Annotated in this window: 25 protein-coding genes; 12 read left to right on the top strand and 13 right to left on the bottom strand. The window is 61.2% G+C overall.

Features of this window, described 5'->3' with window-relative positions:
• Nucleotides 1-26 precede the first annotated feature (26 nt).
• Complete coding sequence (gene ftsZ, locus QOL81_RS14055; protein ID WP_004932757.1) at nucleotides 27-1,181, top strand: cell division protein FtsZ; 1,155 nt, start codon at nucleotides 27-29, stop codon at nucleotides 1,179-1,181.
• A gap of 103 nt (nucleotides 1,182-1,284) precedes the next feature.
• On the top strand, nucleotides 1,285-2,202 hold the full coding sequence (lpxC, locus tag QOL81_RS14060) for a UDP-3-O-acyl-N-acetylglucosamine deacetylase (RefSeq protein ID WP_004932754.1): 918 nt from the start codon (nucleotides 1,285-1,287) through the stop codon (nucleotides 2,200-2,202).
• A gap of 104 nt (nucleotides 2,203-2,306) precedes the next feature.
• On the opposite strand, the gene QOL81_RS14065 is transcribed toward lpxC, so the two are convergent.
• Nucleotides 2,307-2,822, bottom strand: a complete 516-nt coding sequence (locus tag QOL81_RS14065; RefSeq protein WP_033637110.1) for a DUF721 domain-containing protein — start codon at nucleotides 2,820-2,822, stop codon at nucleotides 2,307-2,309.
• 26 nt (nucleotides 2,823-2,848) lie between these two features.
• Between QOL81_RS14065 and secM the strand changes: the two genes are divergently transcribed.
• The 3 genes from secM to mutT all read left to right on the top strand — a co-directional run bounded on the left by secM (nucleotide 2,849) and on the right by mutT (nucleotide 6,655).
• A complete protein-coding gene (gene secM, locus QOL81_RS14070) occupies nucleotides 2,849-3,379 on the top strand; it encodes a secA translation cis-regulator SecM (protein WP_038873490.1) in 531 nt (176 codons plus the stop codon).
• Between the two features lie 82 nt (nucleotides 3,380-3,461).
• Nucleotides 3,462-6,170 (top strand): preprotein translocase subunit SecA, encoded by a 2,709-nt coding sequence (secA, locus tag QOL81_RS14075; RefSeq protein WP_038873493.1) that lies wholly within the window; start codon nucleotides 3,462-3,464, stop codon nucleotides 6,168-6,170.
• An 80-nt stretch (nucleotides 6,171-6,250) separates the two neighbouring features.
• Nucleotides 6,251-6,655: an 8-oxo-dGTP diphosphatase MutT gene (gene mutT / locus QOL81_RS14080; protein WP_084826851.1), complete on the top strand. Its 405-nt coding sequence runs from the start codon at nucleotides 6,251-6,253 to the stop codon at nucleotides 6,653-6,655.
• Nucleotides 6,656-6,694: 39 nt separating this feature from the next.
• Here mutT and yacG read toward each other — a convergent pair whose 3' ends face one another.
• The 3 genes from yacG to coaE are packed head-to-tail and all read right to left on the bottom strand — an operon-like array spanning nucleotide 6,695 to nucleotide 8,310.
• Entirely contained in the window at nucleotides 6,695-6,886 is a 192-nt protein-coding gene (yacG, locus tag QOL81_RS14085; RefSeq protein WP_004932737.1) for a DNA gyrase inhibitor YacG, read from the bottom strand.
• A 51-nt stretch (nucleotides 6,887-6,937) separates the two neighbouring features.
• Nucleotides 6,938-7,690 (bottom strand): cell division protein ZapD, encoded by a 753-nt coding sequence (gene zapD / locus QOL81_RS14090; protein ID WP_038873498.1) that lies wholly within the window; start codon nucleotides 7,688-7,690, stop codon nucleotides 6,938-6,940.
• A gap of 5 nt (nucleotides 7,691-7,695) precedes the next feature.
• On the bottom strand, nucleotides 7,696-8,310 hold the full coding sequence (coaE, locus tag QOL81_RS14095) for a dephospho-CoA kinase (protein WP_060422484.1): 615 nt from the start codon (nucleotides 8,308-8,310) through the stop codon (nucleotides 7,696-7,698).
• Nucleotides 8,311-8,672: 362 nt separating this feature from the next.
• Here coaE and QOL81_RS14100 point away from each other — a divergent pair, with 362 nt between their 5' ends.
• Complete coding sequence (locus QOL81_RS14100; RefSeq protein WP_283439892.1) at nucleotides 8,673-9,716, top strand: GMP reductase; 1,044 nt, start codon at nucleotides 8,673-8,675, stop codon at nucleotides 9,714-9,716.
• A gap of 51 nt (nucleotides 9,717-9,767) precedes the next feature.
• Here the strand turns inward: QOL81_RS14100 and hofC are convergent, their stop codons facing one another.
• The 4 genes from hofC to nadC all read right to left on the bottom strand — a co-directional run bounded on the left by hofC (nucleotide 9,768) and on the right by nadC (nucleotide 13,930).
• Complete coding sequence (gene hofC / locus QOL81_RS14105; protein WP_060440770.1) at nucleotides 9,768-10,967, bottom strand: protein transport protein HofC; 1,200 nt, start codon at nucleotides 10,965-10,967, stop codon at nucleotides 9,768-9,770.
• Nucleotides 10,964-12,406, bottom strand: coding sequence for a type II secretion system protein GspE (gene gspE, locus QOL81_RS14110; RefSeq protein WP_060422493.1), 1,443 nt, complete (start codon nucleotides 12,404-12,406; stop codon nucleotides 10,964-10,966). Before gspE ends, hofC begins: the two co-directional genes overlap by 4 nt.
• 5 nt (nucleotides 12,407-12,411) lie before the next feature.
• Entirely contained in the window at nucleotides 12,412-12,849 is a 438-nt protein-coding gene (gene ppdD, locus QOL81_RS14115; RefSeq protein WP_060422496.1) for a prepilin peptidase-dependent pilin, read from the bottom strand.
• A gap of 190 nt (nucleotides 12,850-13,039) precedes the next feature.
• The gene (gene nadC, locus QOL81_RS14120; RefSeq protein WP_060422499.1) at nucleotides 13,040-13,930 is read right to left on the bottom strand and encodes a carboxylating nicotinate-nucleotide diphosphorylase; all 891 of its coding nucleotides are present in this window, start codon (nucleotides 13,928-13,930) and stop codon (nucleotides 13,040-13,042) included.
• 84 nt (nucleotides 13,931-14,014) lie between these two features.
• Here nadC and ampD point away from each other — a divergent pair, with 84 nt between their 5' ends.
• Together ampD and ampE are read left to right on the top strand one after the other, a co-directional pair.
• Entirely contained in the window at nucleotides 14,015-14,611 is a 597-nt protein-coding gene (gene ampD, locus QOL81_RS14125) for a 1,6-anhydro-N-acetylmuramyl-L-alanine amidase AmpD (RefSeq protein ID WP_060422503.1), read from the top strand.
• Entirely contained in the window at nucleotides 14,611-15,465 is an 855-nt protein-coding gene (gene ampE / locus QOL81_RS14130) for a beta-lactamase regulator AmpE (protein WP_033631795.1), read from the top strand. Before ampD ends, ampE begins: the two co-directional genes overlap by 1 nt.
• Before the next feature lie 60 nt (nucleotides 15,466-15,525).
• Here the strand turns inward: ampE and hemL are convergent, their stop codons facing one another.
• Nucleotides 15,526-16,815 carry a glutamate-1-semialdehyde 2,1-aminomutase gene (hemL, locus tag QOL81_RS14135; RefSeq protein WP_049272773.1) on the bottom strand — a complete coding sequence of 430 codons (1,290 nt, stop codon included), beginning with the start codon at nucleotides 16,813-16,815 and terminating at the stop codon, nucleotides 15,526-15,528.
• Nucleotides 16,816-16,989: 174 nt separating this feature from the next.
• Here hemL and clcA point away from each other — a divergent pair, with 174 nt between their 5' ends.
• Both clcA and erpA read left to right on the top strand, forming a co-directional pair.
• The gene (gene clcA / locus QOL81_RS14140) at nucleotides 16,990-18,429 is read left to right on the top strand and encodes a H(+)/Cl(-) exchange transporter ClcA (RefSeq protein WP_047728941.1); all 1,440 of its coding nucleotides are present in this window, start codon (nucleotides 16,990-16,992) and stop codon (nucleotides 18,427-18,429) included.
• An 89-nt stretch (nucleotides 18,430-18,518) separates the two neighbouring features.
• Nucleotides 18,519-18,863, top strand: a complete 345-nt coding sequence (gene erpA, locus QOL81_RS14145) for an iron-sulfur cluster insertion protein ErpA (RefSeq protein ID WP_033649222.1) — start codon at nucleotides 18,519-18,521, stop codon at nucleotides 18,861-18,863.
• Between the two features lie 56 nt (nucleotides 18,864-18,919).
• Here erpA and QOL81_RS14150 read toward each other — a convergent pair whose 3' ends face one another.
• The 4 genes from QOL81_RS14150 to mtnN all read right to left on the bottom strand — a co-directional run bounded on the left by QOL81_RS14150 (nucleotide 18,920) and on the right by mtnN (nucleotide 21,492).
• Nucleotides 18,920-19,168, bottom strand: a complete 249-nt coding sequence (locus QOL81_RS14150; protein WP_127554757.1) for a hypothetical protein — start codon at nucleotides 19,166-19,168, stop codon at nucleotides 18,920-18,922.
• A gap of 200 nt (nucleotides 19,169-19,368) precedes the next feature.
• A complete protein-coding gene (locus tag QOL81_RS14155) occupies nucleotides 19,369-19,983 on the bottom strand; it encodes a TRIC cation channel family protein (protein ID WP_147839740.1) in 615 nt (204 codons plus the stop codon).
• Nucleotides 19,983-20,768, bottom strand: coding sequence for a vitamin B12 ABC transporter substrate-binding protein BtuF (gene btuF, locus QOL81_RS14160; protein ID WP_060422567.1), 786 nt, complete (start codon nucleotides 20,766-20,768; stop codon nucleotides 19,983-19,985). Before btuF ends, QOL81_RS14155 begins: the two co-directional genes overlap by 1 nt.
• A gap of 22 nt (nucleotides 20,769-20,790) precedes the next feature.
• Complete coding sequence (mtnN, locus tag QOL81_RS14165; RefSeq protein WP_049200308.1) at nucleotides 20,791-21,492, bottom strand: 5'-methylthioadenosine/S-adenosylhomocysteine nucleosidase; 702 nt, start codon at nucleotides 21,490-21,492, stop codon at nucleotides 20,791-20,793.
• A 129-nt stretch (nucleotides 21,493-21,621) separates the two neighbouring features.
• Between mtnN and dgt the strand changes: the two genes are divergently transcribed.
• Both dgt and degP read left to right on the top strand, forming a co-directional pair.
• Nucleotides 21,622-23,139 carry a dGTPase gene (gene dgt / locus QOL81_RS14170; protein ID WP_149570941.1) on the top strand — a complete coding sequence of 506 codons (1,518 nt, stop codon included), beginning with the start codon at nucleotides 21,622-21,624 and terminating at the stop codon, nucleotides 23,137-23,139.
• Nucleotides 23,140-23,318: 179 nt separating this feature from the next.
• Nucleotides 23,319-24,758 carry a serine endoprotease DegP gene (gene degP / locus QOL81_RS14175; protein ID WP_033637134.1) on the top strand — a complete coding sequence of 480 codons (1,440 nt, stop codon included), beginning with the start codon at nucleotides 23,319-23,321 and terminating at the stop codon, nucleotides 24,756-24,758.
• Nucleotides 24,759-24,765 lie beyond the last annotated feature (7 nt).

The following is a 24,765-nucleotide window of genomic DNA, read 5'->3' on the forward strand; positions in this document are numbered from 1 at the left end:
CGACAGGCACAAAACGGAGAGAAACTATGTTTGAACCAATGGAACTAACCAATGACGCGGTGATTAAAGTCATCGGCGTCGGCGGCGGCGGTGGCAATGCCGTTGAACACATGGTGCGCGAGCGCATCGAAGGTGTTGAATTCTTTGCTGTGAACACGGACGCCCAGGCGCTCCGCAAAACGGCGGTTGGCCAAACCATCCAGATTGGTAGCGGTATTACCAAAGGTCTGGGTGCGGGCGCGAACCCGGAAGTGGGTCGCAATTCAGCGGAAGAAGACCGCGAAGCCCTGCGCGCAGCGCTGGACGGCGCAGACATGGTCTTCATCGCGGCCGGCATGGGCGGCGGTACCGGTACCGGTGCGGCACCAGTGGTGGCTGAAGTGGCTAAAGATTTGGGTATTCTGACCGTGGCCGTGGTGACCAAGCCTTTCAACTTCGAAGGCAAGAAGCGCATGGCATTCGCGGAGCAGGGTATCGCTGAGCTGTCCAAACACGTGGACTCGCTGATCACCATCCCGAACGATAAATTGCTGAAAGTTCTGGGGCGCGGCATCTCTCTGCTGGACGCGTTCGGCGCGGCCAACGACGTGCTGAAAGGCGCGGTGCAGGGTATCGCCGAGCTGATCACCCGTCCGGGCCTGATGAACGTCGACTTCGCCGACGTGCGCACCGTGATGTCCGAAATGGGCTACGCGATGATGGGTTCCGGCGTGGCTTGCGGTGAAGACCGTGCCGAAGAAGCGGCCGAAATGGCGATCTCCAGCCCACTGCTGGAAGACATCGACCTGTCCGGCGCGCGCGGCGTGCTGGTCAACATCACCGCCGGCTTCGACCTGCGTCTGGATGAGTTCGAAACCGTGGGTAACACCATCCGTGCGTTCGCGTCCGACAACGCTACCGTGGTTATCGGTACCTCGCTGGATCCGGAAATGAACGACGAACTGCGCGTAACCGTGGTTGCAACCGGTATCGGTATGGACAAACGTCCTGAAATCACCCTGGTGACCAATAAGCAGGCCAGCCAGCCGGTGATGGATCACCGTTATCAGCAGCACGGCATGTCGCCTCTGCCGCAGGAAGTGAAACCTGCCGCCAAGGTGGTCAACGACCAAGCTGCGCAGCCGAATAAAGAGCCCGACTATCTTGATATTCCAGCCTTCCTGCGTAAACAGGCAGACTAAGAATATCCTGAGAATTTGGAATCTCCGCTCTTTGTGCTAAACTGTCCCGCCGGCCATGCTGTATGCTTGGCTGGTAGGATGGATAACATTGCGAGATAAAACGATGATCAAACAAAGGACATTAAAACGTATTGTTCAGGCGACTGGCGTCGGTTTGCATACCGGCAAGAAAGTCACGCTGACAATGCGCCCAGCGCCGGCTAATACCGGGGTCATCTATCGTCGCACTGACTTGAATCCACCGGTTGATTTTCCGGCTGATGCAAAATCCGTGCGTGATACCATGCTCTGTACTTGCCTGGTGAATGAGCATGACGTGCGTATTTCGACCGTTGAACACCTCAACGCCGCGCTGGCTGGGTTGGGCATCGACAACATCGTTATCGAAGTCGACGCCGCTGAAATCCCAATCATGGACGGCAGCGCCAGTCCGTTCGTGTTCTTGCTGCTGGATGCCGGCATCGAAGAACTGAACTCGGCGAAGAAATTCCTGCGTCTGAAAGAGACCGTGCGTGTTGAAGATGGCGACAAATGGGCCGAGCTGTCCCCGCATAACGGGTTCCGCCTGGACTTCACCATCGACTTCAACCACCCGGCTATCGACGCCAGCTCTCAGCGCTATCGTCTCGATTTCTCGGCTGAGTCGTTCGTTCGTCAAATCAGCCGCGCGCGCACCTTCGGGTTTATGCGCGACATCGAATACCTGCAGTCCCGCGGCCTGGCCTTGGGCGGCAGCTTCGATTGCGCTATCGTGGTAGATGACTACCGCGTGCTGAACGAAGACGGCCTGCGTTTCGAAGACGAGTTCGTACGTCACAAAATGCTGGACGCCATCGGCGACCTGTTCATGTGCGGCCACAACATCATTGGCGCGTTCACCGCGTTCAAGTCTGGCCACGCGCTGAACAACAAACTGCTGCAGGCCGTGCTGGCCAAGCAGGAAGCGTGGGAATACGTGACCTTCCAGGACGAAGCCGAAATGCCGTTGGCATTCAAGGCACCGTCCACCGTATTGGCGTAAGGTCTGAATTCCTCGCCTGCTGCGAATAAAGGCAGGTGCATCCTCTGAGAGCCTGAGAACTCAGGCTCGTGATGCGATCTGATGTTTTGCAGCTGTGTCGCTGATTACTTATCACGACTGGTTGTGTTGGTACCCTCTCCGGCCAATGCAGCCAGCCGTTCCAATATCTTGCGCAGTTTCTCCGGGCTACGGCTCGCCAATCCTCTCAGTTCTTCCGCACTTTCCAGACTCAAATGCCGCATCGGCACGGGTTTTTCCGGCGCTTTCTCTGCGTTTTGCACCTGGTGGCTGCCTTTCGCCATCAAGGCCGGATTAATCCTGATGTCGATCGACGACAATGATGGTAGAATTTGCGCTCGTAGTGCAGACAGCAAAGCGGGTTGTTCGTAGCGCAAGCGCATCATCCAACTGGCATTTGCCGTTTCAAGCACTAAAATACCCTGTCGGAAATTCGCGACGCGGCACCAGGGATGCAGGGGAGCAGGCAACAGGCCCTTCACTGCACGGTTAAGCTTGAGCAGCGCCACCGCGCGTTGCTGGACGTTATGCAGCGGCCCTTTGCTGCCGGCAGACGCGTCGTCGAACAGGACATCTAATAATTGTGGACGGCTATCGCGCATAATGGGCTCCGGCGGATTATAAACTCGTGATCGGTATTCTAAATCGTTGGCGACAATTTGGCAGACGTTATTTCTGGCCCCATCTCCTGTTAGGGATGGTTGCGGCCACGCTTGGCGCGTCTTCCAATTTGCCCGGCGCCCCCGATCAGGCCGCACTGCCGAATACGTCGTCCAGCCTTAACCGGCAAAATTCAGCCAACGGCACCTTCAACAGCCTGGCCCTGCTGCAGGACGCGCACCGTCGCCCTACCTTCAGCGTAGATTACTGGCAGCAACATGCGCTGCGCACCGTCATTCGTCACCTCTCTTTCGCGCTGGCGCCGCAGGCGGTTTATGCGCGGGTGCAGGAGAGCGAAGCCGAAGCCGAACCGCCTTTGCAGGTAGCGCAACTGGCGCTGCTTTCTACCCTCAACGCGCTGCTGACGCACGAGCCGAAGCCGCCGACGATCATTCGCCATACCCACCTTGAGGTGCTGCCAACGCTGGCACGGCACCAGACCGGCCTGTGGGTGGCGCAGGTACAGGGCATTCGCGCCGGGCCTGCCGCGCTCGTCTGACTCCGCCCTCAGGGCACAAAAACCATAAATAATAGCAAGTTGACTGCCGTATTCGGCCGTCATGACAGAGATATCAAACATCATGTTAGTGAAATTATTAACCAAAGTTTTTGGCAGCCGTAACGATCGTACCCTGCGCCGCATGCGCAAAGTGGTTGAGCAGATCAACCGCATGGAACCGGACATGGAAAAACTGTCCGATGACGAACTGAAAGCGAAAACCAACGAGTTCCGTGCGCGCCTGGAGAAAGGTGAGTCGCTGGAAAGCCTGATCCCGGAAGCCTTCGCCGTAGTGCGTGAGGCGAGCAAGCGCGTGTTCGGCATGCGTCACTTCGACGTGCAGCTGCTGGGCGGCATGGTGCTGAACGACCGCTGCATCGCCGAGATGCGCACCGGTGAAGGTAAAACCCTGACCGCGACGCTGCCGGCCTACCTGAACGCCCTGAGCGGCCGCGGCGTGCACGTCGTGACCGTCAACGACTATCTGGCGCAGCGTGACGCCGAAAACAACCGTCCGCTGTTCGAGTTCCTCGGCCTGAGCATCGGCATCAACCTGCCGGGCATGCCGGCGCCGGCCAAGCGTGAAGCTTACGCCGCTGACATCACCTACGGCACCAACAACGAATACGGTTTCGACTACCTGCGCGACAACATGGCGTTCAGCCCGGAAGAGCGCGTGCAGCGCAAACTGCACTATGCGTTGGTGGATGAGGTGGACTCCATCCTGATCGATGAAGCGCGTACGCCGCTGATCATCTCCGGCCCGGCTGAAGATAGCTCCGAGATGTACATCAAGGTCAACAAGCTGATCCCTAAACTGATTCGCCAGGAAAAAGAAGACTCCGACACCTTCAAGGGTGAAGGGCACTTCTCGGTGGATGAGAAGGCGCGTCAGGTCCACCTGACCGAACGCGGCCTGATCCTGATCGAAGAGATGCTGGTGGAAGCCGGCATCATGGATGAGGGCGAATCGCTGTACTCGCCGACCAACATCATGCTGATGCACCACGTTACCGCCGCGCTGCGCGCCCACGTGCTGTTCACCCGCGACGTTGACTACATCGTGAAAGACGGCGAAGTGATCATCGTCGACGAGCACACCGGGCGTACCATGCAGGGCCGCCGCTGGTCCGACGGCCTGCACCAGGCGGTGGAAGCCAAAGAAGGCGTGGAGATCCAGAACGAGAACCAGACGCTGGCTTCAATCACCTTCCAGAACTACTTCCGTCTGTACGAGAAGCTGGCCGGGATGACCGGTACCGCCGATACCGAAGCCTTCGAATTCAGCTCGATCTACAAGCTGGACACCATCGTGGTGCCAACCAACCGTCCGATGATCCGTAAGGACATGCCGGATCTGGTGTACATGACCGAGAAAGAGAAGATCGGCGCCATCATCGAAGACATCCGCGAGCGTACCGCCAAAGGCCAGCCGGTGCTGGTGGGTACCATCTCAATCGAGAAATCCGAAGTGGTTTCCCATGAGCTGACCAAAGCGGGCATCGAGCACAAGGTGCTGAACGCCAAATTCCACGCCATGGAGGCGGACATCGTCGCCCAGGCCGGCCAGAGCGGTGCGGTAACCATCGCCACCAACATGGCGGGCCGTGGTACCGATATCGTGCTGGGTGGCAGCTGGCAGGCCGAAGTGGCGTTGTTGGAAGAGCCGACCGAAGAGCAGATCGAGGCCATCAAAGCGGCCTGGAAAGTGCGCCATGACGCGGTGCTGGCGGCGGGCGGCCTGCATATCATCGGCACCGAGCGCCATGAATCGCGCCGTATCGATAATCAGCTGCGCGGCCGTTCCGGTCGTCAGGGCGATGCCGGTTCATCCCGCTTCTACCTGTCGATGGAAGATGCCCTGATGCGTATCTTCGCGTCGGATCGCGTGTCCGGCATGATGCGCAAACTGGGTATGAAAGAAGGCGAAGCGATTGAGCACCCGTGGGTGACCAAGGCGATCGCCAACGCCCAGCGCAAGGTAGAGAGCCGCAACTTCGACATCCGTAAGCAGCTGCTGGAATACGACGACGTCGCTAACGATCAGCGCCGCGCCATCTACAGCCAGCGTAACGAATTGCTGGACGTGTCCGACGTGAGCGAAACCATCGCCAGCATCCGCGAGGACGTGTTCAAGAGCACCATCGACAACTACATTACGCCGCAGTCGCTGGAAGAAGAGTGGGACATTCAGGGGTTGGAAGAGCGCCTGAAGAACGACTTCGATCTGGAGATGCCGATCGCACAATGGCTGGACAAAGAGCCGGAGCTGCACGAAGAGACGCTGCGCGAACGCATTCTGGAGAACGCCAAAGAGCAGTACCAGCGTAAGGAAGAAGTGGTCGGCAGCGAAATGATGCGCAACTTCGAGAAGGGCGTGATGCTGCAGACGCTGGATTCCCTGTGGAAAGAGCACCTGGCGGCGATGGACTACCTGCGTCAGGGTATTCACCTGCGCGGCTATGCGCAGAAGGATCCTAAGCAGGAGTACAAGCGTGAATCCTTCAACATGTTCGCCACTATGCTGGAATCGCTGAAATATGAAGTGATCAGCGTGCTGAGCAAGGTTCAGGTGCGGATGCCGGAAGAGGTGGAAGCGCTGGAACAGCAGCGCCGTGAAGAGGCCGAGCGCCTGGCGCAGCACCAACAGCTGAGCCACCACGACGAGAACGCGCTGGTGACCGAAGATCCGAACGCGCCGGCGACCGCCGAGCGTAAAGTGGGCCGCAACGATCCGTGCCCATGCGGCTCCGGAAAGAAATACAAGCAGTGCCACGGCCGCCTGCAGTAATGCCGGCTGCGGTTAATCGATAATACCCAGGGGTTCAGCTTGCTGAGCCCCTGTTTTTTGACACCCATCAGGAGGGTGAGATGAAACATCTGAATATCGCCGTGGGCATCATCCGTAATGCGCAACGGGAGATCTTTATTACCCGCCGCGCCGCCGACGCGCACATGGCCGGATTCTGGGAGTTCCCCGGTGGCAAGATCGAACAGGGTGAAACGCCGGAGCAGGCGCTGCGCCGCGAACTGCGGGAAGAGACCGGTATCGAAGCCGAACGCGCCGAACTGTTGGAGGTGGTGGAGCACCGCTTCAGCGATCGCATCGTGACGCTGAATTTTTATCTGGTGGAAGCCTGGGCGGGCGAGCCGTTCGGCCGCGAGGGGCAACCGATGCGCTGGGTAAAACAGGCAGAGCTGCGTGAAGACGAGTTCCCGGAAGCCAACGCCGGCATTATTCAGCTGCTGGTGGCGCAGGCGAACGCTGCGCAATAACAAGGTTGGCCTGGCGGGCGCCAGGCCAATCGTGGACGATCAACGATCGTCCATTTCACTCCAGTCTTCGCTTTCCGACAGATCGCTGTTGCTCGGAATACGCTTCTCTTCATCGGCCCACTCGCCGAGATCGATCAGCTGGCAGCGCTTGCTGCAAAACGGCCGGAAGGGGCTAACTTCACCCCAAACCACGCCGGTGCCACAGGTTGGGCATTTTACTACGGTCGTCATAACGGTTCCTTACGCCTTCTGCCAATGCTGAGAAGGCTTTCTTGCACAAGTTCAACAACAGGCCAGTTCGAACGTCAGGCGTTCAGGCACCACGCCATTTTCGCTATCCAGCGGCAGGAAGCGAATGGCATAGCGGGTCTTGTGGCCGGAAATCTGCGGATAAAGCTGCGGCGCCAGATGGAGGCGCAGGCGCAGCAGATCCGCCCCTTCGGCGTTGTCCTGGAAAAAGCCGTTCAGGCTGATTTGATTGCGGAACGGCCCGGATTGGCGGATCAGATCCAACACCATGATCAACGCCTGGTTCAGCGGATCCAGCGACTGCAGCCAGGTGGCGACGTCGGCATCGCGATCCTGCTGCGGCGCGTGCATCCACATGTGCAGGGTCGGCAGATCGAAGCTGCAGCAGCCGCCGGGAATGTTCAGCCGCTGGCGCACCAGACCGATCAGCCGGTCTTCGCGCAGAGCCTGGCCTAGGCGCGGCGCCGCCATCAGCGCCGATGAGCGCGACTTCAACTGGCCGCGCAGCTGATCGATCAGCGCCATATCCACGCCCGGCACATCGGCCCAGGCCAACAGTTTCTGCTGCTGGCGCTCCAGCTCTTTGAGCAATTCGGTGCGTACTTCGCCGCGCTCCAGCACGTCCAGCAAGTCGGAGACGGTGCGAAAGAAGGTGAGGGCGATGGCGGTTTCGCTCAGGGCGCGTTGGCCGTGCAGCTGTTGCAGCAGAAATTCGATGCGTAGCCAGGTACGCATTTTTTCGTTCAGCGGGTGTTCAAAGAGAACGGTTGGGGAAACATCACTCATGCAGTTTAATCCTGTTGGGGCGCTGTTGCCGCCAGTTCAAGGTAGCGACGATGCAGTGCGGCGACCTGTGGCTCTATCCCCTGAGCGGCGCCGCTGTTGTCAATAATGTCATCCGCCACGGCGAGGCGCTGCCGGCGCGTGGCCTGGGCGGCGAGAATTCTCTGCGCTTGCTCGCGGCTGACGCCGTCGCGCGCGATGGTGCGAGCCAGCTGGGTTTCGGCGTCGACGTCGATCACCAGCACCCGATCGGCGCGCTCCTGCAGACCGTTTTCCACCAGCAGCGGCACTACCCACAGCGCGTACGGGCTGGTGGCCTGCGCCAGTTGGCGCTGGGTTTCACGGTGTATCAGCGGATGCAGCAGCTGGTTCAGCCAGGTTTTGTCATCGGGATGGCTAAAGATGCGCTGACGCAGCGCAGCGCGGTTCAATGCGCCGTCCGGCAGCAACATTTCATTACCAAATCGCTCGGCGATCGCGGCCAAAGCAGGGGTGCCCGGCTCGACGACCTGACGGGCGATCACGTCGGCATCGACGAGGGTTGCGCCGTGGCGCGCAAAGGCGTTCGCGACGGTCGTCTTGCCGCTGCCTATGCCCCCGGTCAACGCAACAATGTAGGCCATGGTGTTAGGTGCATCCGATGTTCATAAAAAAATAATAGTCGAATCATAAAGCGATCGCGCAGAAGTGCAAGTCGGCAGGCGGCGCTTGCGCGTCGGCACCGATCGGACGGCGAGAAAAAGCGCAGCGGCACGGCAAAAATGAGCGGGCAATCACACTGCGGTTATGCAGGTAAATTTGTCGGATTGTAGCGTAAATAAAGGCGAATTCGCAGTCTTGTTCGGCGATTATTAGCGCGTATTATAACGTCACTGGAACTGGCATTAATCTCGCCGCCGTCTTTTTGCGCCACTGGAAAGCCGTCGGGCAGAGGTTCGAATATCCTCCTTGCGATCCGTCGCCATTAACCAGGAAATCATAAGTCATGCGTATTGAAGAAGATTTGATGTTGGGCTTTAAAGACGTGTTGATCCGCCCTAAGCGCTCCACGCTGAAAAGCCGCTCCGAGGTTGAACTGGAACGTCAGTTTACCTTCAAGCATTCAGGTTGCAGCTGGTCCGGCGTGCCGATTATCGCCGCTAACATGGACACGGTGGGCACCTTCCGCATGGCCGAGGCCCTGGCTTCTTTCGACGTTCTCACCGCCGTACACAAACATTACAGCGTCGAGCAATGGGCTGACTTCGTGCAGCGCATGCCGGAATCGGTGCTGCGCCACGTCATGGTGTCCACCGGCACTTCCGAAGCCGACTTCGCCAAAATGCAGCAGATCCTGGCCCTGTCTCCGGCGCTCAAATTCATCTGCATCGACGTGGCCAACGGCTACTCTGAACATTTCGTCGCCTTCCTGCAGAAAGCGCGCGAAGCTTGCCCGAATCACGTGATCTGCGCCGGCAACGTAGTGACCGGCGAGATGGTGGAAGAGCTTATCCTCTCCGGCGCCGACATCGTTAAGGTCGGCATCGGCCCGGGTTCAGTCTGTACCACCCGCGTGAAGACCGGCGTGGGCTACCCGCAGCTGTCGGCGGTGATCGAATGCGCCGATGCGGCCCACGGGCTGGGCGGCCAAATCGTCAGCGACGGCGGCTGCTCGGTGCCGGGCGACGTTGCCAAAGCCTTCGGCGGCGGTGCTGACTTCGTGATGCTGGGCGGCATGCTGGCCGGCCACGACGAGTGCGAAGGCACCGTGGTGGAAGAGAACGGCGAGAAGTTCATGCTGTTCTACGGTATGAGCTCCGAGTCGGCGATGAAACGCCACGTCGGCGGCGTGGCGGAGTATCGTGCGGCCGAAGGCAAAACCGTCAAGCTGCCGCTGCGTGGCGAGGTGGAGTTTACCGTGCGCGATATCCTCGGCGGCCTGCGCTCCGCCTGCACCTACGTCGGTGCCGAGCGCCTGAAAGAGTTGACCAAGCGCACCACCTTTATCCGCGTGGCGGAGCAGGAAAACCGCGTCTTCGGCAGCAAATAAGCCGCACCTTGCATCGGGCGCAGCGCACAGCGGCGCCCGCTATCCTCTTCTTTATCCCAGTACGCTGCCCAGTTGAAAAATAGGCAGGTACATGGCGATCACCAAAGCACCGACAATCCCGCCCACCACCAGCATCAGCAGCGGCTCCAGCGTTTGCGCCAGCGTATCGGCCAGCTCGTGCGTCTGCCGTTCGTACCACTGCGCCAATTTATCCAGCAAGGCGTCCAGCGAACCGGATTCTTCGCCCACCCGCACCAGTTGCCGGCACAGCGGCGGAAACAGCGGTTGCAGGCCCAGGGCATGATGAAATGCCTCGCCTTCGGCGATCTGCCGCTGCACCTGCTCCAGCGCCTGTCGGTACAGCAGATGATCCGCCGCCAGTGCCGCCGCGTTCAACCCTTCCACCAGCGTCAGCCCCGCGCGTTGGGTCATGGTCAGAATACGAAAGGTTTGGCTCAGCGCGCCGCCGCTCACCAGCCGGGCGATCAGCGGCAGGCGCAGCAAGGCGGCCTGTTCACGTCGGCGCCATGGCGGGCGTGGATGCAGCCAGCGGCAATAGCCGAGCAGCAATGCGCCGAGCAGCAGCGCCAAATAGGGGCCAACGGCGATCAGCAGCGCGGACACCCCCAATAACCCTTGGGTAAACCAGGGCAGCGGCGCATCGAACGACTGATAAACCTTGGCGAATTCCGGCAGCACCATCACCAGCATCAGCACGCTGACCAGCAGCGCCACCGCACAGATGAAGAGGGGATACCGCAGCGCTTTGGTCACTTTGCGGCGCAGCATCAGCTGGGCTTCCTGTTGTTGTGCCAGCTGCAGGCAGCAGCGATCGAGGTTGCCGGTCAGTTCGCCGATGGCGATCAGTTGGCGATAGATAAGTGGAAAAACGCCTGGCTGCGCGGCAAGGGTTTCGGAGAGCGGCTGCCCTTCGCGCACCTGTTCTGCCAACTGGCGCAACAGGCAACGCCAGGCTGCCGAAGGGTGCTCTGCCGCCAGCAGCTGCAACGTATTGACCAGCGGCAACCCGGCCTGCAACAGGGTGGCGAGTTGGCGGGTGAAGTGGATTAAGGGTTCTCCGCGCCACTGGCCGGGCGTGATGCGTTTGCCGTGCCCAATCCGCCAAGGCTGCAGGCCTTGTTCGATCAGCAACCGGCTCACCTGCCGTTTTTCATCGCTCATCAGTTCGCCGCGGCGCAAGGCGCCCTGGGCGTCGAAAGCCTGCCATAGGAACAGCCGGCGCGCTTTCATGGCGCGGTTACGCCGAGCTGGACGACGTCGATCACGCGGTACAGTTCTTCCAGCGAGGTCGTGCCTTCGCTGGCCAGCGCCAGCCCGGCCTGCAGCAGCGAAAGCTGCCCCTGCTCGCGGGCGACATCCGCCAGCAGGCTGGGCGCGGCGTTCGCCAGCAACGCCGCCTGTATTTCCGGCGTAATGGCCAACAGCTCATACACGCCGATGCGCCCATAGTAGCCGCCGAAGCAATGCTCGCAGCCGTCGGCGCGCCAGGCGGTCAGCGGCTCCGGCCAGACCGAGGTAGGAAAATGCGTCGGCTGGCTGTGCGGGTAGCGGCAGTGGCGACACAGCCTGCGCACCAGCCGCTGTGCGATGACCAGCTTCAGGCAGCCGGCGAGCAGGTAGCCGGGGATACCCATGTGCATTAGCCGCGTCAGGGTTTCGCCGGTGGAGTTGGTATGCAGCGTCGACAGCACCAGGTGGCCGGTTTGCGCGGCCTTGACTGCGATCTCGGCGGTTTCCGCATCGCGGATCTCGCCGATCATGATGACATCCGGATCCTGGCGCAGCAGGGCGCGCAGCACCCGGGCGAAACTCAGCTCGGTTTTGGCGTTGATCTGGGTTTGATTGACGCCGAACAGCGGTATCTCGATCGGATCCTCGACGCTGCACAGGTTGCTTTGCGCATCGTTCAACTGACGCAGACCGCTGTACAGCGTGACCGTCTTGCCGCTGCCGGTTGGGCCGGTCACCAGGATCAAACCTTGCGGGCAGGCCAGCGCCGTCGCGTAGCGCGCCAGATCCGCCCGGCCCATGCCCAGTTGATCCAGCGGCAGCTCCTGCTGCTCACCTTGCTGAACGCGCAGCACCACCTTTTCGCCGTGCAGCGTCGGCAGGGTGGCGATACGCATGGCATAACGCGCGCTGTCCAGCGTCAGGCTGAGTTGCCCGTCCTGAGGCTGACGGCGCTCGGCGATATCCAACTGACCGAGGATCTTCAGCCGGGCGATGAGGCGCGCGGTCAGCTGCGGCGGCGGTGAGGCGAGGGTTTGCAGCACGCCGTCGATGCGCAGGCGAATGCGAAAATGCTGCCGAAAGGGCTCGAAGTGGATATCCGAGGCGCGGCGCTGGATGGCCAGACGCAGCGTCTGGTTGATGAACTGCACCACCGGCGCATCGCCGTCGTCGGGGTAGGCGATGTCGGCGGTGTCTTCTTCGGCTGCCAGCGGCGCCGGCAGCGATTCGTGGCGTTGGTTCAGCGCCTGCTCCAGCCTGGCCGCCGGCCAGTGTTCCAGATGGATGCGCTTGCCGGTGGCGAAACGCAGCGCCGCCAGCAGCCCCTGCGGCGCTTCTTCGTTGAGCGCGATCGTGAGAGTGGTCGGGTCTTCGTTCAGCGCCAACGCCTGATAGCGCCGGCACAGGGCGTGAACCTCTTCGCTGATTTGCGCGTTCATCGCCGTTACTCCGCCGCGTTGTCGAAGCGGAAGACTTCCTGGCACACCTCAACCAGCGTTGCGTTTTCGCTGCTGCACAGCCGGCTCCAGCGGGTCAGCCCATCGGCGTTCGCTTTGGGGGTTAATGCCACCGCCAGCCCCTGCAGCGTCTGGGTGCCGGTCAGCGTGATCACGCCTTTGGCGACTTTCACCCCGCTGACGTAACGCGACGTGCCGCCGGTGGGAATGCCTTTGCTGCCGGCCTCACAGCCGGTGGGGGCGCCTTCGTCCAGCACGCACAGCTCGACCGCCAGTTTATACGGCGCCATGGTTTGCAGCATGTCGGTCATTGCCGCTTTCTGGATGTAGCGTTGGTAGGCAGGGATGCCGATGGCGCTGAGGATGGCGATGATGGCGATCACCACCATCAGTTCTATCAGGGTAAAGCCGCGTTGCGTTTCCATACGTTGTTTTCTCCATTGGGGTGTGGAAGACAACGGTAGCGGTTTGCTCGGGGGTTCGGCGAGGGGCTTTTGCGCGTTTCTCGGCGCGCTTCCATCAGTAATGATGTCGTTTGCAGCGGTGAAAAAAACGGTGAGAGGAGGTTCGCAATTTTACGGTAACGCCCCCGACAGCGGCCGGGGGCGAGGGGGATCATTTGAAGCGCATCGACAGATCGAGTGCAGTGATGTGCTTGGTCAGCGCACCGACCGAAATGTAATCCACGCCGGTCTCGGCAAAGGTGCGCAGCGTCTCGCTGGTGACGTTGCCGGACACCTCCAGCTGGGCGCGGCCCTGGGTTTGAGCGACCGCCTGACGCATCATCTCGACGCTGAAGTTGTCCAGCATGATGATATCGGCACCGGCATCCAGCGCCTGCTGCAGCTCATCAAGCGATTCGACCTCCACTTCCACCGGCACGTCGGCGTGCAGCCAGAAGGCTTTTTCCACCGCGTTCTTGATAGAGCCGGAGGCGATGATGTGGTTTTCCTTGATCAGGAAGGCGTCGGACAGCCCCAGCCGATGGTTGCTGCCGCCCCCGCACAGTACGGCGTATTTCAGCGCGGTGCGCAGGCCGGGCAGGGTCTTGCGGGTATCGAGCAGGCGAGTCCGGGTGCCTTCCAGCAGGGCCACGTAGCGGCTGACTTCGGTCGCCACGCCGGAGAGCGTCTGCACGAAGTTCAGCGCGGTGCGCTCGCCGGTCAGCATCACCCGCGCGGGGCCGCGCAGCCGGCAAAGCGGTTGGTTCGGCGTCAGACGGTCGCCGTCCGCCACCAGCCACTCCACCTGCACCTGGTTGCCCAATTGAATAAAGACCTCATTCAGCCAGCGGCGGCCACAGAATACACCGGCTTCGCGGGTGATGACGGTGGCTTCGGCCTGCTTGTCCGCCGGTAACAATTGCGCGGTAATATCGCGCCCGGCGTCGACTTCACCCCCCAGGTCTTCGCGCAGCGCCTGGGCGACGGCATAGGGAATATCACTTTCAATTCGTTCAAGAAGCTCGGTGCGGCGACGGTCGGCACTGTAGCGGCGTGTCGGCATGGAAAACTCCGAAATGGACGGTTAGATCGTAGGGGAACATGCTACTCTGTTGCAGGAATAAGTACCACCGCAGAGAGGTGTCTGATGCAGTTGGAAAATGGCTGGATTGTCGGGGTGACGCGAGTGCTCTCGCCGCACTGCGATCGGCGCCCGGATGACGAGCCCCCCTCGCTGCTGGTCATCCACAACATCAGCCTGCCGCCCGGCGAGTTCGGCGGCCCCTATATCGACCAGCTGTTCACCGGCACGCTCGATCCCGCGCAGCACCCCTATTTCGCCGAGATCCATCAGCTGCGGGTGTCGGCGCACTGTCTGATCCGCCGCGACGGGGAGATCGTGCAGTATGTGCCCTTCGACCAACGCGCCTGGCACGCGGGCGTTTCCCTGTATCAGGGGCGCGATCGGTGCAACGATTTCTCCATCGGCATCGAGCTGGAAGGCACCGATCTGTTGCCTTACACCGAGGCGCAATACCGCACGCTGCAGGTTGTCACCGCGCTGCTGGCCGAACATTATCCGCCGCTGGTGGCCAATATCGCCGGGCATTGCGATATCGCCCCCGGCCGCAAGACCGATCCCGGGCCGGCGTTCGATTGGGATCGCTATCTGGCATCTCTGGAACAACGCGACGCGTCCGTCGACGCTATGCTTGAGGCAAGAAAAAGGGAGAGGAATCGCTAATGACGCTGTTTACGCTGTTGCTGGTTTTGGCCTGGGAGCGCCTGTTTAAGCTGGGAGAACATTGGCAGCTGGACCACCGTCTCGAAGTGGTGTTTCAGCGGCTGCATCGGGTTTCGCTGGCGCAGACGCTGGCGATGACCGCCGCCTGGATGGTGATCGTCTGGGGCGTTCTGTGGCTGTCTCACGGGTTGTTCTTCGGCGTGGTGACGCTGCTGCTGTGGATTGTCATCGATCTGCTGTGCGTCGGCGCCGGCATCAAGCGCAAACACTACCGCGCCTACCTCAAAGCGGCGCGGCAGGGCGATACCCACGCCAGCGATCAGATGGCGGAAGAGCTGGCGTTGATCCACGGTTTGCCGGTGGACTGCAGCGAAGAGCTGCGCCTGCGCGAGCTGCAAAACGCGCTGCTGTGGATCAATTTCCGCTATTACCTGGCGCCGCTGTTCTGGTTCGTGGTCTTTGGGCCTTACGGGCCGATCGCGTTGGCGGGGTATGCCTTCCTGCGCGCCTATCAAACCTGGCTGGCGCGTCACAATACGCCGCTGGAGCGTTCGCAGTCGGGTATCGATCATCTGCTGAACTGGCTGGACTGGATCCCGGTGCGTTTGGCCGGGGTGGCCTACGCGCTGTTCGGCCACGGCGAGCGTGCGCTGCCGGCCTGGTTCGCCTCGCTGGGGGATCGGCATTCGTCGTCGTATCAGGTGTTGACGCGGCTGGCGCAGTTCTCGCTGGCGCGCGATCCGCATATGGACCCGGTGCAAACGCCGCGGGCAGCGGTGACGCTGGCTCGCAAGGTGACGATGATCATCGTGGTGGTAGTGGCGCTGTTGACCATTTACGGCACGCTGCTTTAAGCGGCAGCGAAAAACAAAACGGGCGCCGAGGCGCCCGTTTTTTTGGCCATTCGGCCGGGATTACAGCTTGGCGAAGCAGCGACGCGCGGCGTCGATGGTGCGCTGAATGTCTTCCTTGCTGTGCGCCACGGACATGAAGCCCGCTTCGAAGGCGGACGGCGCCAGATACACCCCTTCCTCCAGCATCAGGTGGAAGAAGCGTTTGAAGCGTTCCACATCGCACTGCATCACGTCCTGATAGCAGGTCACTGTCGGCGCGTCGGTGAAGAACAGGCCGAACATGCCGCCGACGTTGTTGACCACCAGCGGGATATTCTCTTCCTGCGCCGCATGCAGCAGGCCTGCGGCCAGCATTTCGGTCAGTTCGGTCAGCGTCTGGTGCACGCCTACCTGTGATACTTCGGTCAGGCAGGCATAGCCCGCCGCCATGGCGATTGGGTTGCCGGACAGGGTGCCCGCCTGGTAGACCGGGCCGGTCGGCGCCAGCGCGTCCATCACGTCGCGGCGGCCGCCGAAGGCGCCCACCGGCATGCCGCCGCCGATGATTTTGCCGAGGCAGGTCAGATCCGGCTCAACGCCGTAATAGGACTGTGCGCCGGCCAGCGCCACGCGGAAACCGGTCATCACTTCATCGATGATCAAGAGCGCGCCGTACTTGTCGCACAGGGCGCGCAGGCCCGGCAGGAATTCCGGCAGCGGCGGCACGCAGTTCATGTTGCCGGCAACCGGCTCGACGATGATACAGGCGATCTCGGACGGGTACTGCTCGAAGGCGGCCCGCACCGAATCCAGGTCGTTATAGGTGCAGGTCAGGGTGTGCTTGGCGAAGTCGGCCGGCACGCCCGGTGAGTTCGGCTGGCCGAGGGTCAGCGCACCGGAACCGGCTTTCACCAGCAGGCAGTCGGCGTGGCCGTGGTAGCAGCCTTCGAACTTGATGATTTTGTCGCGGTTGGTGTAGCCGCGCGCCAGACGGATGGCGCTCATGGTGGCTTCGGTGCCCGAGTTCACCATACGCACCATATCCATGGTAGGCACCAGTTCGGTGACCAGCTGCGCCATTTTGACTTCCATCTCGGTCGGCGCGCCGAAGCTCAGGCCGCGCTGCGCCGCTTCGATCACCGCGTCGCGGATCGCCGGGTGGTTGTGCCCCAGCACCATCGGCCCCCAGGAACCGACATAGTCGATATAGGCCTTGCCGTCGGCATCGAACAGGTAAGCCCCGTCAGCCCGCTCGATAAACAGCGGCACACCGCCTACGCCGGTGAATGCACGCACCGGAGAGTTCACCCCACCGGGGATCAACTGTTGCGCCTGGGCGTACAGACTTTCGGACTTGCTGTGTAGGCTCATAAATCGGCTCCTGGATTCTCTTTTGAATGATTTGACCGCGCTATTCTAGAGGAGAGCGCCGCGTTATGAAACGATCACAGTCAGATACCATTAACGGCAGCGCCCGCCACCGGGTTGGGGTAGAATAACCGCCTTGCCTATTTGTATTACAAATTACCTGACGAATTACTCGCGATGACGGAATCACAATCACAGCCAGTCGGGACGTTGAGCCCGCGTCTTAGCCGCAGCGATGCGGTGCGTCAGTTTATTCGCCGCGATAAGACCCCGGTGGCGATCCTGGTGATGGCCGCGCTGGTGGGGACGCTGGCCGGTTTGCTCGGCGTGGCCTTCGATAAGGCGGTGGAGTGGGTGCAGCAGCAGCGGCTGGCTTCGCTGGCGCAGGTCGCCGACTCCTGGCTCCTGGTGTGGCCGCTGGCGTTTATCCTGTCCGCCGCGCTGGCGGCGCTGGGCTATTACCTGGTGCGGCGCTTTGCGCCTGAGGCGGGCGGCTCGGGCATTCCGGAGATCGAAGGCGCGCTGGAGGAGCTGCGGCCGGTGCGCTGGTGGCGCGTGATCCCGGTGAAATTCATCGGCGGCATGGGCACGCTGGGGGCGGGCATGGTGCTGGGGCGCGAAGGCCCCACGGTGCAAATGGGCGGCAACGTCGGGCGCATGGTATTGGACGTGCTGCGCATTCGCGGCGCCGAGGCGCGTCATACGCTGCTGGCGACCGGGGCCGCCGCCGGGTTGTCCGCCGCGTTCAACGCGCCGCTAGCCGGCATCTTGTTCATCATCGAAGAGATGCGGCCGCAGTTCCGCTACAACCTGATCTCGATTAAAGCGGTGTTTATCGGCGTGATCATGTCGAGCGTGGTATTCCAGCTGTTTAACGGCCAGGGTTCGGTGATCGCGGTCGACAAACTTTCTTCGGCGCCCATCAATACCCTGTGGCTCTATCTGGTGCTGGGGGCGATATTCGGTGCGGTGGGCGTGGGGTTCAACGCGCTGATTTTCCGCACTCAAGACATGTTTGCGCGCCTGCACGGCGGCAGAATGCGCAATATTTTGCTGATGGGCGGGCTGCTCGGCGGCGTGTGCGGCATTCTGGGGCTGATCCAGCCGGAGGCGGCGGGCGGCGGCTTTGGGTTGATCCCGATCGCCGCGGCGGGCAATTACAGCGTCGGCATGTTGATGTTTATCTTTATCACCCGCATCTTCACTACGCTGCTGTGCTTCGGTTCCGGCGCGCCGGGCGGCATCTTTGCGCCGATGCTGGCGCTGGGCACGCTGTTCGGCACCGCCTTTGGGCTGGCGGGGGCGCATCTGTTCCCGCAGTACGGCATCGAGGCGGGCACCTTCGCCATCGCCGGCATGGGGGCGCTGTTCGCCGCTACGGTGCGCGCCCCGCTGACCGGCATCGTGCTGGTACTGGAAATGACCGACAACTACCAACTCATTTTACCGATGATCATCACCTGCCTCGGCGCCACGGTGGTGGCGCAGCTGCTCGGCGGCAAGCCGCTGTATTCGTCGATCCTGGCCCGCACGCTGCAAAGGCAGGAGGCGCAGCTGGCGCGGGAAGCGGCGGAGAAAACAGGTAAGGAAAATACAACAAATGCGGTGAATACTTGAACGCAACACTCAGGTATCGGATAATCGTTAATATTAATCAGGCAGCCATAGTCGCGATCTGATGCTGAACAATGTTGGGAGTAAAGAGTATGAGTGATCAAACGGCACTGCCCCTGCAATTTACCGAGGCAGCAGCAAGCAAGGTTAAGTTCCTGATTGCTGACGAAGAAAATCCGAACCTGAAGTTGCGGGTTTACATTACCGGCGGCGGCTGCAGCGGATTCCAGTACGGCTTCACTTTTGACGACAAGGTCAACGATGGCGACATGACCATCGAGAAGCAGGGCGTGGCGCTGGTGGTCGATCCGATGAGCCTGCAGTATCTGGTCGGCGGCTCGGTGGACTACACCGAAGGGCTGGAAGGGTCGCGCTTCGTGGTGACCAACCCGAATGCCAAAACCACCTGCGGTTGCGGTTCGTCGTTTAGCATCTGAGTTTGCCTGTCAGAATATCAACCCGCTCGCCTTACGGCCGGCGGGTTTTTTTATGCCTACCATTCCACGAGGATCACTTCTGCACCGCTCTCCTGTGCCGGTGGGCTGTGGATGATGTTCGGCTGCGCCGTTGCGTGGCTGCATTCGGCCTGTGGGGCGGCGGCCTCGAGGCGCACGGCGCATTGCGGTTCAATGGTCAGGGTAACGCCGATCTGGCCGCTGACGGCATCGGCATACGCGGCGCCACTCAGCAGGGTGCCACAGCAGGCAAGCAGAATTTTTTTCATCATTGCGGGAATAGTCATCCGTAAGCCATCTTGTGATGACTTATCGGCAAAAAGTTAAAAAGTTTTAACAGCGTGGGAAAGGAATTAACCTGCGGATAACAGAATTTTACATCGTCACTACGCTATTTTTCGGTCGAAAATAATACCATTAAACCCGTTAATAGTCTAATAAATCACCAGGTGCGGCGTTGCAAAGCGTCGCCCCGCAGGGCGACGGCTCAGCGTTTGAGAATAAAGGCGGGCAGTTTGAGGTGCCAGCGGATGGCCGCCAGGCGAATGGCCAGGGTGATGATCATGCCCAGCATCATGGCCTGTTGCAGCGGCATGTGGAAGGTGTAAAACGCCGTGGCGTGCACGATGCCGCCGATGATGCAGGCGGTGGCGTAAATTTCGGTGCGCAGGATCATCGGGATCTCGCGCGCCAGCACGTCGCGGATAATGCCGCCGCCGACGCCGGTGATCACTCCCATGCAGATTGCCACCAGCGGGCCGGTGCCGGCCGCGAAGGCCTTGTTGACGCCGATGCCGACGAACACCGCCAGCCCGACGGCGTCCAGCACCGGCAGCACCCACTTCGGCAGCCGGCGCGGCTGGCGCACCAGCAGCAGCGTCAAGACGCAGGTGATCATCGCCACCACCAAATCGGTGGGATCCTTGACCCAGAACACCGGGCCGTTGGCCAGCGCCATGTCGCGGATGGTGCCGCCGCCGACCGCGGTGACCACGCCCAATACCAGCACGCCGAACGGATCCATGCGCAGCTTGCCGGCCAACAGCACGCCGGAGACGGCGAACACTGCGGTGCCGAGAATATCCAACCAGAACACCAGCATCAGCGGATCTCCGCCAGCTGGCGGCACAGCTGCTGCGCCGCCAACGCAATGCGCGGCCCGCCGCGGTTGAACCAGTCTTCGTTCAGCGCGATCACCGGCACCTGCAGCTGCGGGGCCCAGAAGGCTTTCACACTGGCGGCTGCTTTCGCGCCCCCGGTGATGACGATGGCCTGCGGCTGGCGCGCCAACACCTGCTCGCGGCTGATCTGCGGCCAAGGGGTGCGGCTGTCGGCAAAGACGTTCTGCCCGCCGCACAGCGCCAGCACCTGGCTTTGCAATGTGGCGCCGGCGCTGGTGAACAGCGGCTGGGTGCCGAACTGCAGCAGCACGCGCCGTGATGGGTTAGCGGCATACTGTTGTTTGAGAGCGGCGAACTGGCGGCGAAGGCCCTCCGCCGCCTGATGCGCCTGCTCCGGGTGCGGGCTGTATTGCGCCAGCTGGTCCAGCAAACCGGCGATCCCTTCGAGGGTGTCGGCGTCCGCATAGAAAATCGGGATGCCGAACGCAGCGAGCTGATCCAGCACGCGCTGCGGATTGCCGCCGCGCCAGGCGAGGATCAGGTCCGGCTTGAGCGCCAGCACCCGCTCCAGATTGATGCCCTGCCAGGAGGCCACTTGTTCCAGCTTGGCGGCCTGCGGCGGATAATCGGAATAGGCGCTCGCCGCCACCAGCACATCGCCCATGCCGGCGGCATAGGCGAGTTCGGTCGCGTTGGGCGCCAGGCTGATCACCCGCTGAGCGGCGCCGGCCGGCATGGCCAGCCAGAGCGCCAACAGACAGAGCATCGAGGTGAAGCGCAGCCTCACATCAACCGCGCTTGGCCAGGGTTTGCAGCATGGCGTTGACCATCAGCGTAGACTGCTTGGCCGCTACCACCAGGAACTCGTCAAAGCTCATGTGCGATTCGCTGTCGGCGACGTCGGAAATGGCGCGCACCACCACGAACGGCGTGCCGAACAGATGGCAGACGTGGGCGATCGCTGCGGCTTCCATTTCCACGGCGGCGACGCGCGGGAAGGTGGCGCGAATGCGCGCCAGCGGCTCGGCGCCGTTGATGAAGGCGTCACCGCTGCAGATCAGGCCGCGCACCGCGTGCAGATCCAGCTGTTTGATGCAGCTTTCCGCCAGCGCGATCAGCGCGTCGTCGGCGACGAACGCCGCCGGGCAGCCGGCCATCTGGCCCGGCTCGTAGCCGAAGGCGGTGACGTCGGCGTCGTGGTAGCGCACTTCTTCCGACACCACGATATCGCCCACGCGCAAGGTGCTGGCCAGGCCGCCGGCGGAACCGGTGTTGATCACCAGATCCGGGCTGCAGTGTTCCAGCAGCAGGGTGGTGCCCATGGCCGCCGAGACTTTACCGATGCCGGATTTCAGCAGAGCCACGTCAACGCCGCCGATCTGGCCGGTGTAGATTTCGCAGCCCGCACGCTGGATGGTTTGACGGTTTTCGATTTGATCGCGCAGCAGGGTGACTTCCTGCTCCATTGCGCCGATGATGCCTACTTTCATAAATAACACTCGCTGATTGGCCGTGAGAATTGCGGCATAGTCTATCATGGCTGTGTATGAGAGATAATGCGTTGCATCCGCTGCCGGGAATTGTTATCACGGGGGCAGGGCGCAACGGCGGAGAAACAGATGTCCGGGATCGACTTCAAGCAAAAAATCAGCTTCCAACGGCCTTTCAGCAAACCGATCGAGGCCGAGGAAGAGTACGACATCGTGCGGCAATTCGAGAGCGATCGCGGGCGCATCGTCAACTCGGCCGCCATTCGCCGTCTGCAGCAAAAAACCCAGGTGTTTCCGCTGGAGCGTAACGCGGCGGTGCGCAGCCGCCTGACGCACTCGATGGAGGTGCAGCAGGTTGGGCGCCACATCGCCAAAGAGATCCTCAACCGCTTCAAACAGGCGGGGAAAATTGATGAGCTCGGCCTGACCCGGCTGCTCGATCCGTTTGAAAGCATCGTGGAAATGGCCTGCCTGATGCACGACATCGGCAATCCGCCGTTCGGTCACTTCGGCGAGTCGGCGATCAACGACTGGTTTGCCCAACGGCTCGATCCCGCCAGCTGCGGCAGCGAGCCGGGCAGCCACGATCGCTGCCAGGTGGCGACGCTGCGCCTGCATGAGGGGGAGAGCGATCTGAACCGGCTGCGCAGCCGGATCCGTCAGGATCTCAGCCACTTCGAGGGCAATGCCCAGGCGATCCGCATGGTGTACAGCCTGCTCAAGCTCAACCTGACCTACGCGCAGGTCGGCTGCATTTTGAAATACACCCGCCCGGCCTACTGGGCGAGCGACATCCCCGCCAGCCACAGTTACCTGATGAAAAAGCCCGGCTACTATCTGGCGGAAGAGGCCTTCGTCGATCGGCTGCGGCGCGAGCTGCACATGGGCGAGTTCGATCGTTTCCCGCTGACCTATATCATGGAGGCCGCCGACGATATCTCGTACTGCGTGGCCGATCTGGAAGACGCGGTGGAGAAGAGCATTTTCACCGTCGAGCAGCTGTATCAGCACCTGATTCAGGAGTGGGGCGAGGTGGTGCCGGGCGATCTGTTCGACAAGACCGTCGCCAGCGCGTTTCGCAAGATCGATCGCGGCGGCGCGCGGCGCAGCGCGGAAGATCAGTTCTTCATGTATCTGCGGGTGTTTACCGTGGCGCGGCTGGTGCCGCACGCGGCGCAGCGCTTTATCGACAATCTGGATGCGGTCTATCAGGGCAGTTTCAATCAGGCGCTGCTGGAGGACTCCAGCCCGGCGTACCGGCTGCTGAAAATATTTAAAAATGTGGCGTTCAAGCACGTGTTCAACCACCCGGAGGTCGAGCAACTCGAGCTGCAAGGCTACCGGGTGATCAGCGGCCTGCTGGACATTTACAGCCCGCTGTTGGCGATGTCGCTGGCGGATTTCAGCCAACTGGTGCGCGAGGACAGCCATCGCGCTTACCCGATCGAAACGCGCCTGTTCCACAAGCTGTCCACCAAGCATCGGCTGGCGTATGCGGAGGCGGTAGAGGGGCTGCAGCATTTATCGCCGGAGCAGCAAGCCATTCGGGAATATTATTTCCGCGCGCGTTTATTGCAGGACTATATCAGCGGAATGACCGACCTTTACGCCTATGACGAATATCGTCGATTGATGGCGGCGGAATAATTACGCTGAAGAATAATTTTAGCAATTCCAATCGGTTGGCTGTCTCGAGTTTTGTAAAGACGGACAATATTTGTTTACTATTGCCAATCATCTGTGCCGGAACTTCGGGCTATTAATTAACTCTGAATAAGCACGCAAGACAGCCATTCTTTTTGAACGACTTTATAAGAGACACACAGATGAAAAAAACCGCATTAGTTCTGAGCGCACTGGCATTCAGTATCGGTATGGCGATGGGCCCGGTCACGGCCAGCGCCGCTGAAACCGCCTCTTCCAGTACACAACAGCTGCCGAGCCTGGCGCCGATGCTGGAAAAGGTAATGCCTTCCGTGGTGAGCATTAACGTTGAGGGCAGCACCACGGTCAATACGCCGCGCATGCCGCAGCAGTTCCAACAGTTCTTCGGCGAAGATTCACCGTTCTGCCAAGACGGCTCGCCGTTCCAGGGCTCGCCGATGTGTCAGGGCGGCGAACAGCCTGGGCCGGATGGCCAGCCGCAGGGCACGCAGCAGAAATTCCAGGCGCTGGGCGCCGGGGTGGTCATCGATGCCGCCAAGGGCTACGTGGTGACCAATAACCACGTGGTGGACAACGCCAACAAGATCCAGGTGCAGCTGAGCGACGGCCGCCGTTTCGACGCCAAGGTGATCGGCAAGGATCCGCGTTCCGATATTGCGCTGATCCAGCTGAAAGACTTCAAGAATCTGACGGCGATCAAGATGGCGGATTCCGATCAGCTGCGCGTCGGCGATTACACCGTGGCGATCGGCAACCCGTACGGGCTGGGTGAAACCGCCACCTCGGGCATCGTATCCGCCCTGGGGCGCAGCGGCCTGAACATCGAAAACTACGAAAACTTTATCCAGACCGATGCGGCGATCAACCGCGGTAACTCCGGGGGGGCGCTGGTTAATCTCAACGGCGAGCTGATCGGCATCAACACCGCGATCCTGGCGCCGGACGGCGGTAACATCGGTATCGGCTTCGCCATTCCGAGCAACATGGTGAAAAACCTGACGGCGCAAATGGTCGAATATGGCCAGGTGAAACGCGGCGAGCTGGGCATCATGGGTACCGAGCTGAACTCTGAGCTGGCCAAGGCGATGAAGGTCGACGCGCAGCGCGGGGCCTTCGTCAGCCAGGTGATGCCGAAGTCTTCCGCGGCGAAGGCGGGCATCAAGGCCGGCGACGTGATCGTCACCATGAACGGCAAGGCCATCTCCAGCTTCGCCTCGTTCCGGGCGGAGATCGGCACGCTGCCGGTCGGCAGCAAGATGTCGCTGGGCATTATTCGCGACGGTAAGCCGGTGACGATTGACGTCACGCTGGAGCAAAGCGCGCAGACCCAGGTGGCCTCGGGCAATATCTACACCGGCATTGAAGGTGCCGAGCTGAGCAACACCCAGGTCGGCAACGTGAAGGGCGTCAAGGTTGACAGCGTGAAAGCCGGCAGCGCCGCGGCGCGCATCGGCCTGAAAAAGGGCGACGTGATCCTGGGCGTGAACCAACAGCCGATCCAGAACCTGGGTGAGCTGCGTAAAATCCTCGACAGCAAGCCGTCGGTACTGGCGTTGAATATTCAACGCGGCGAGAGCCAGCTGTACCTGCTGGCGCAGTGATAGGCGT

Source organism: Serratia sp. CC22-02 (assembly GCF_900182895.1).
GTDB classification, from domain to species: domain Bacteria; phylum Pseudomonadota; class Gammaproteobacteria; order Enterobacterales; family Enterobacteriaceae; genus Serratia; species Serratia nevei.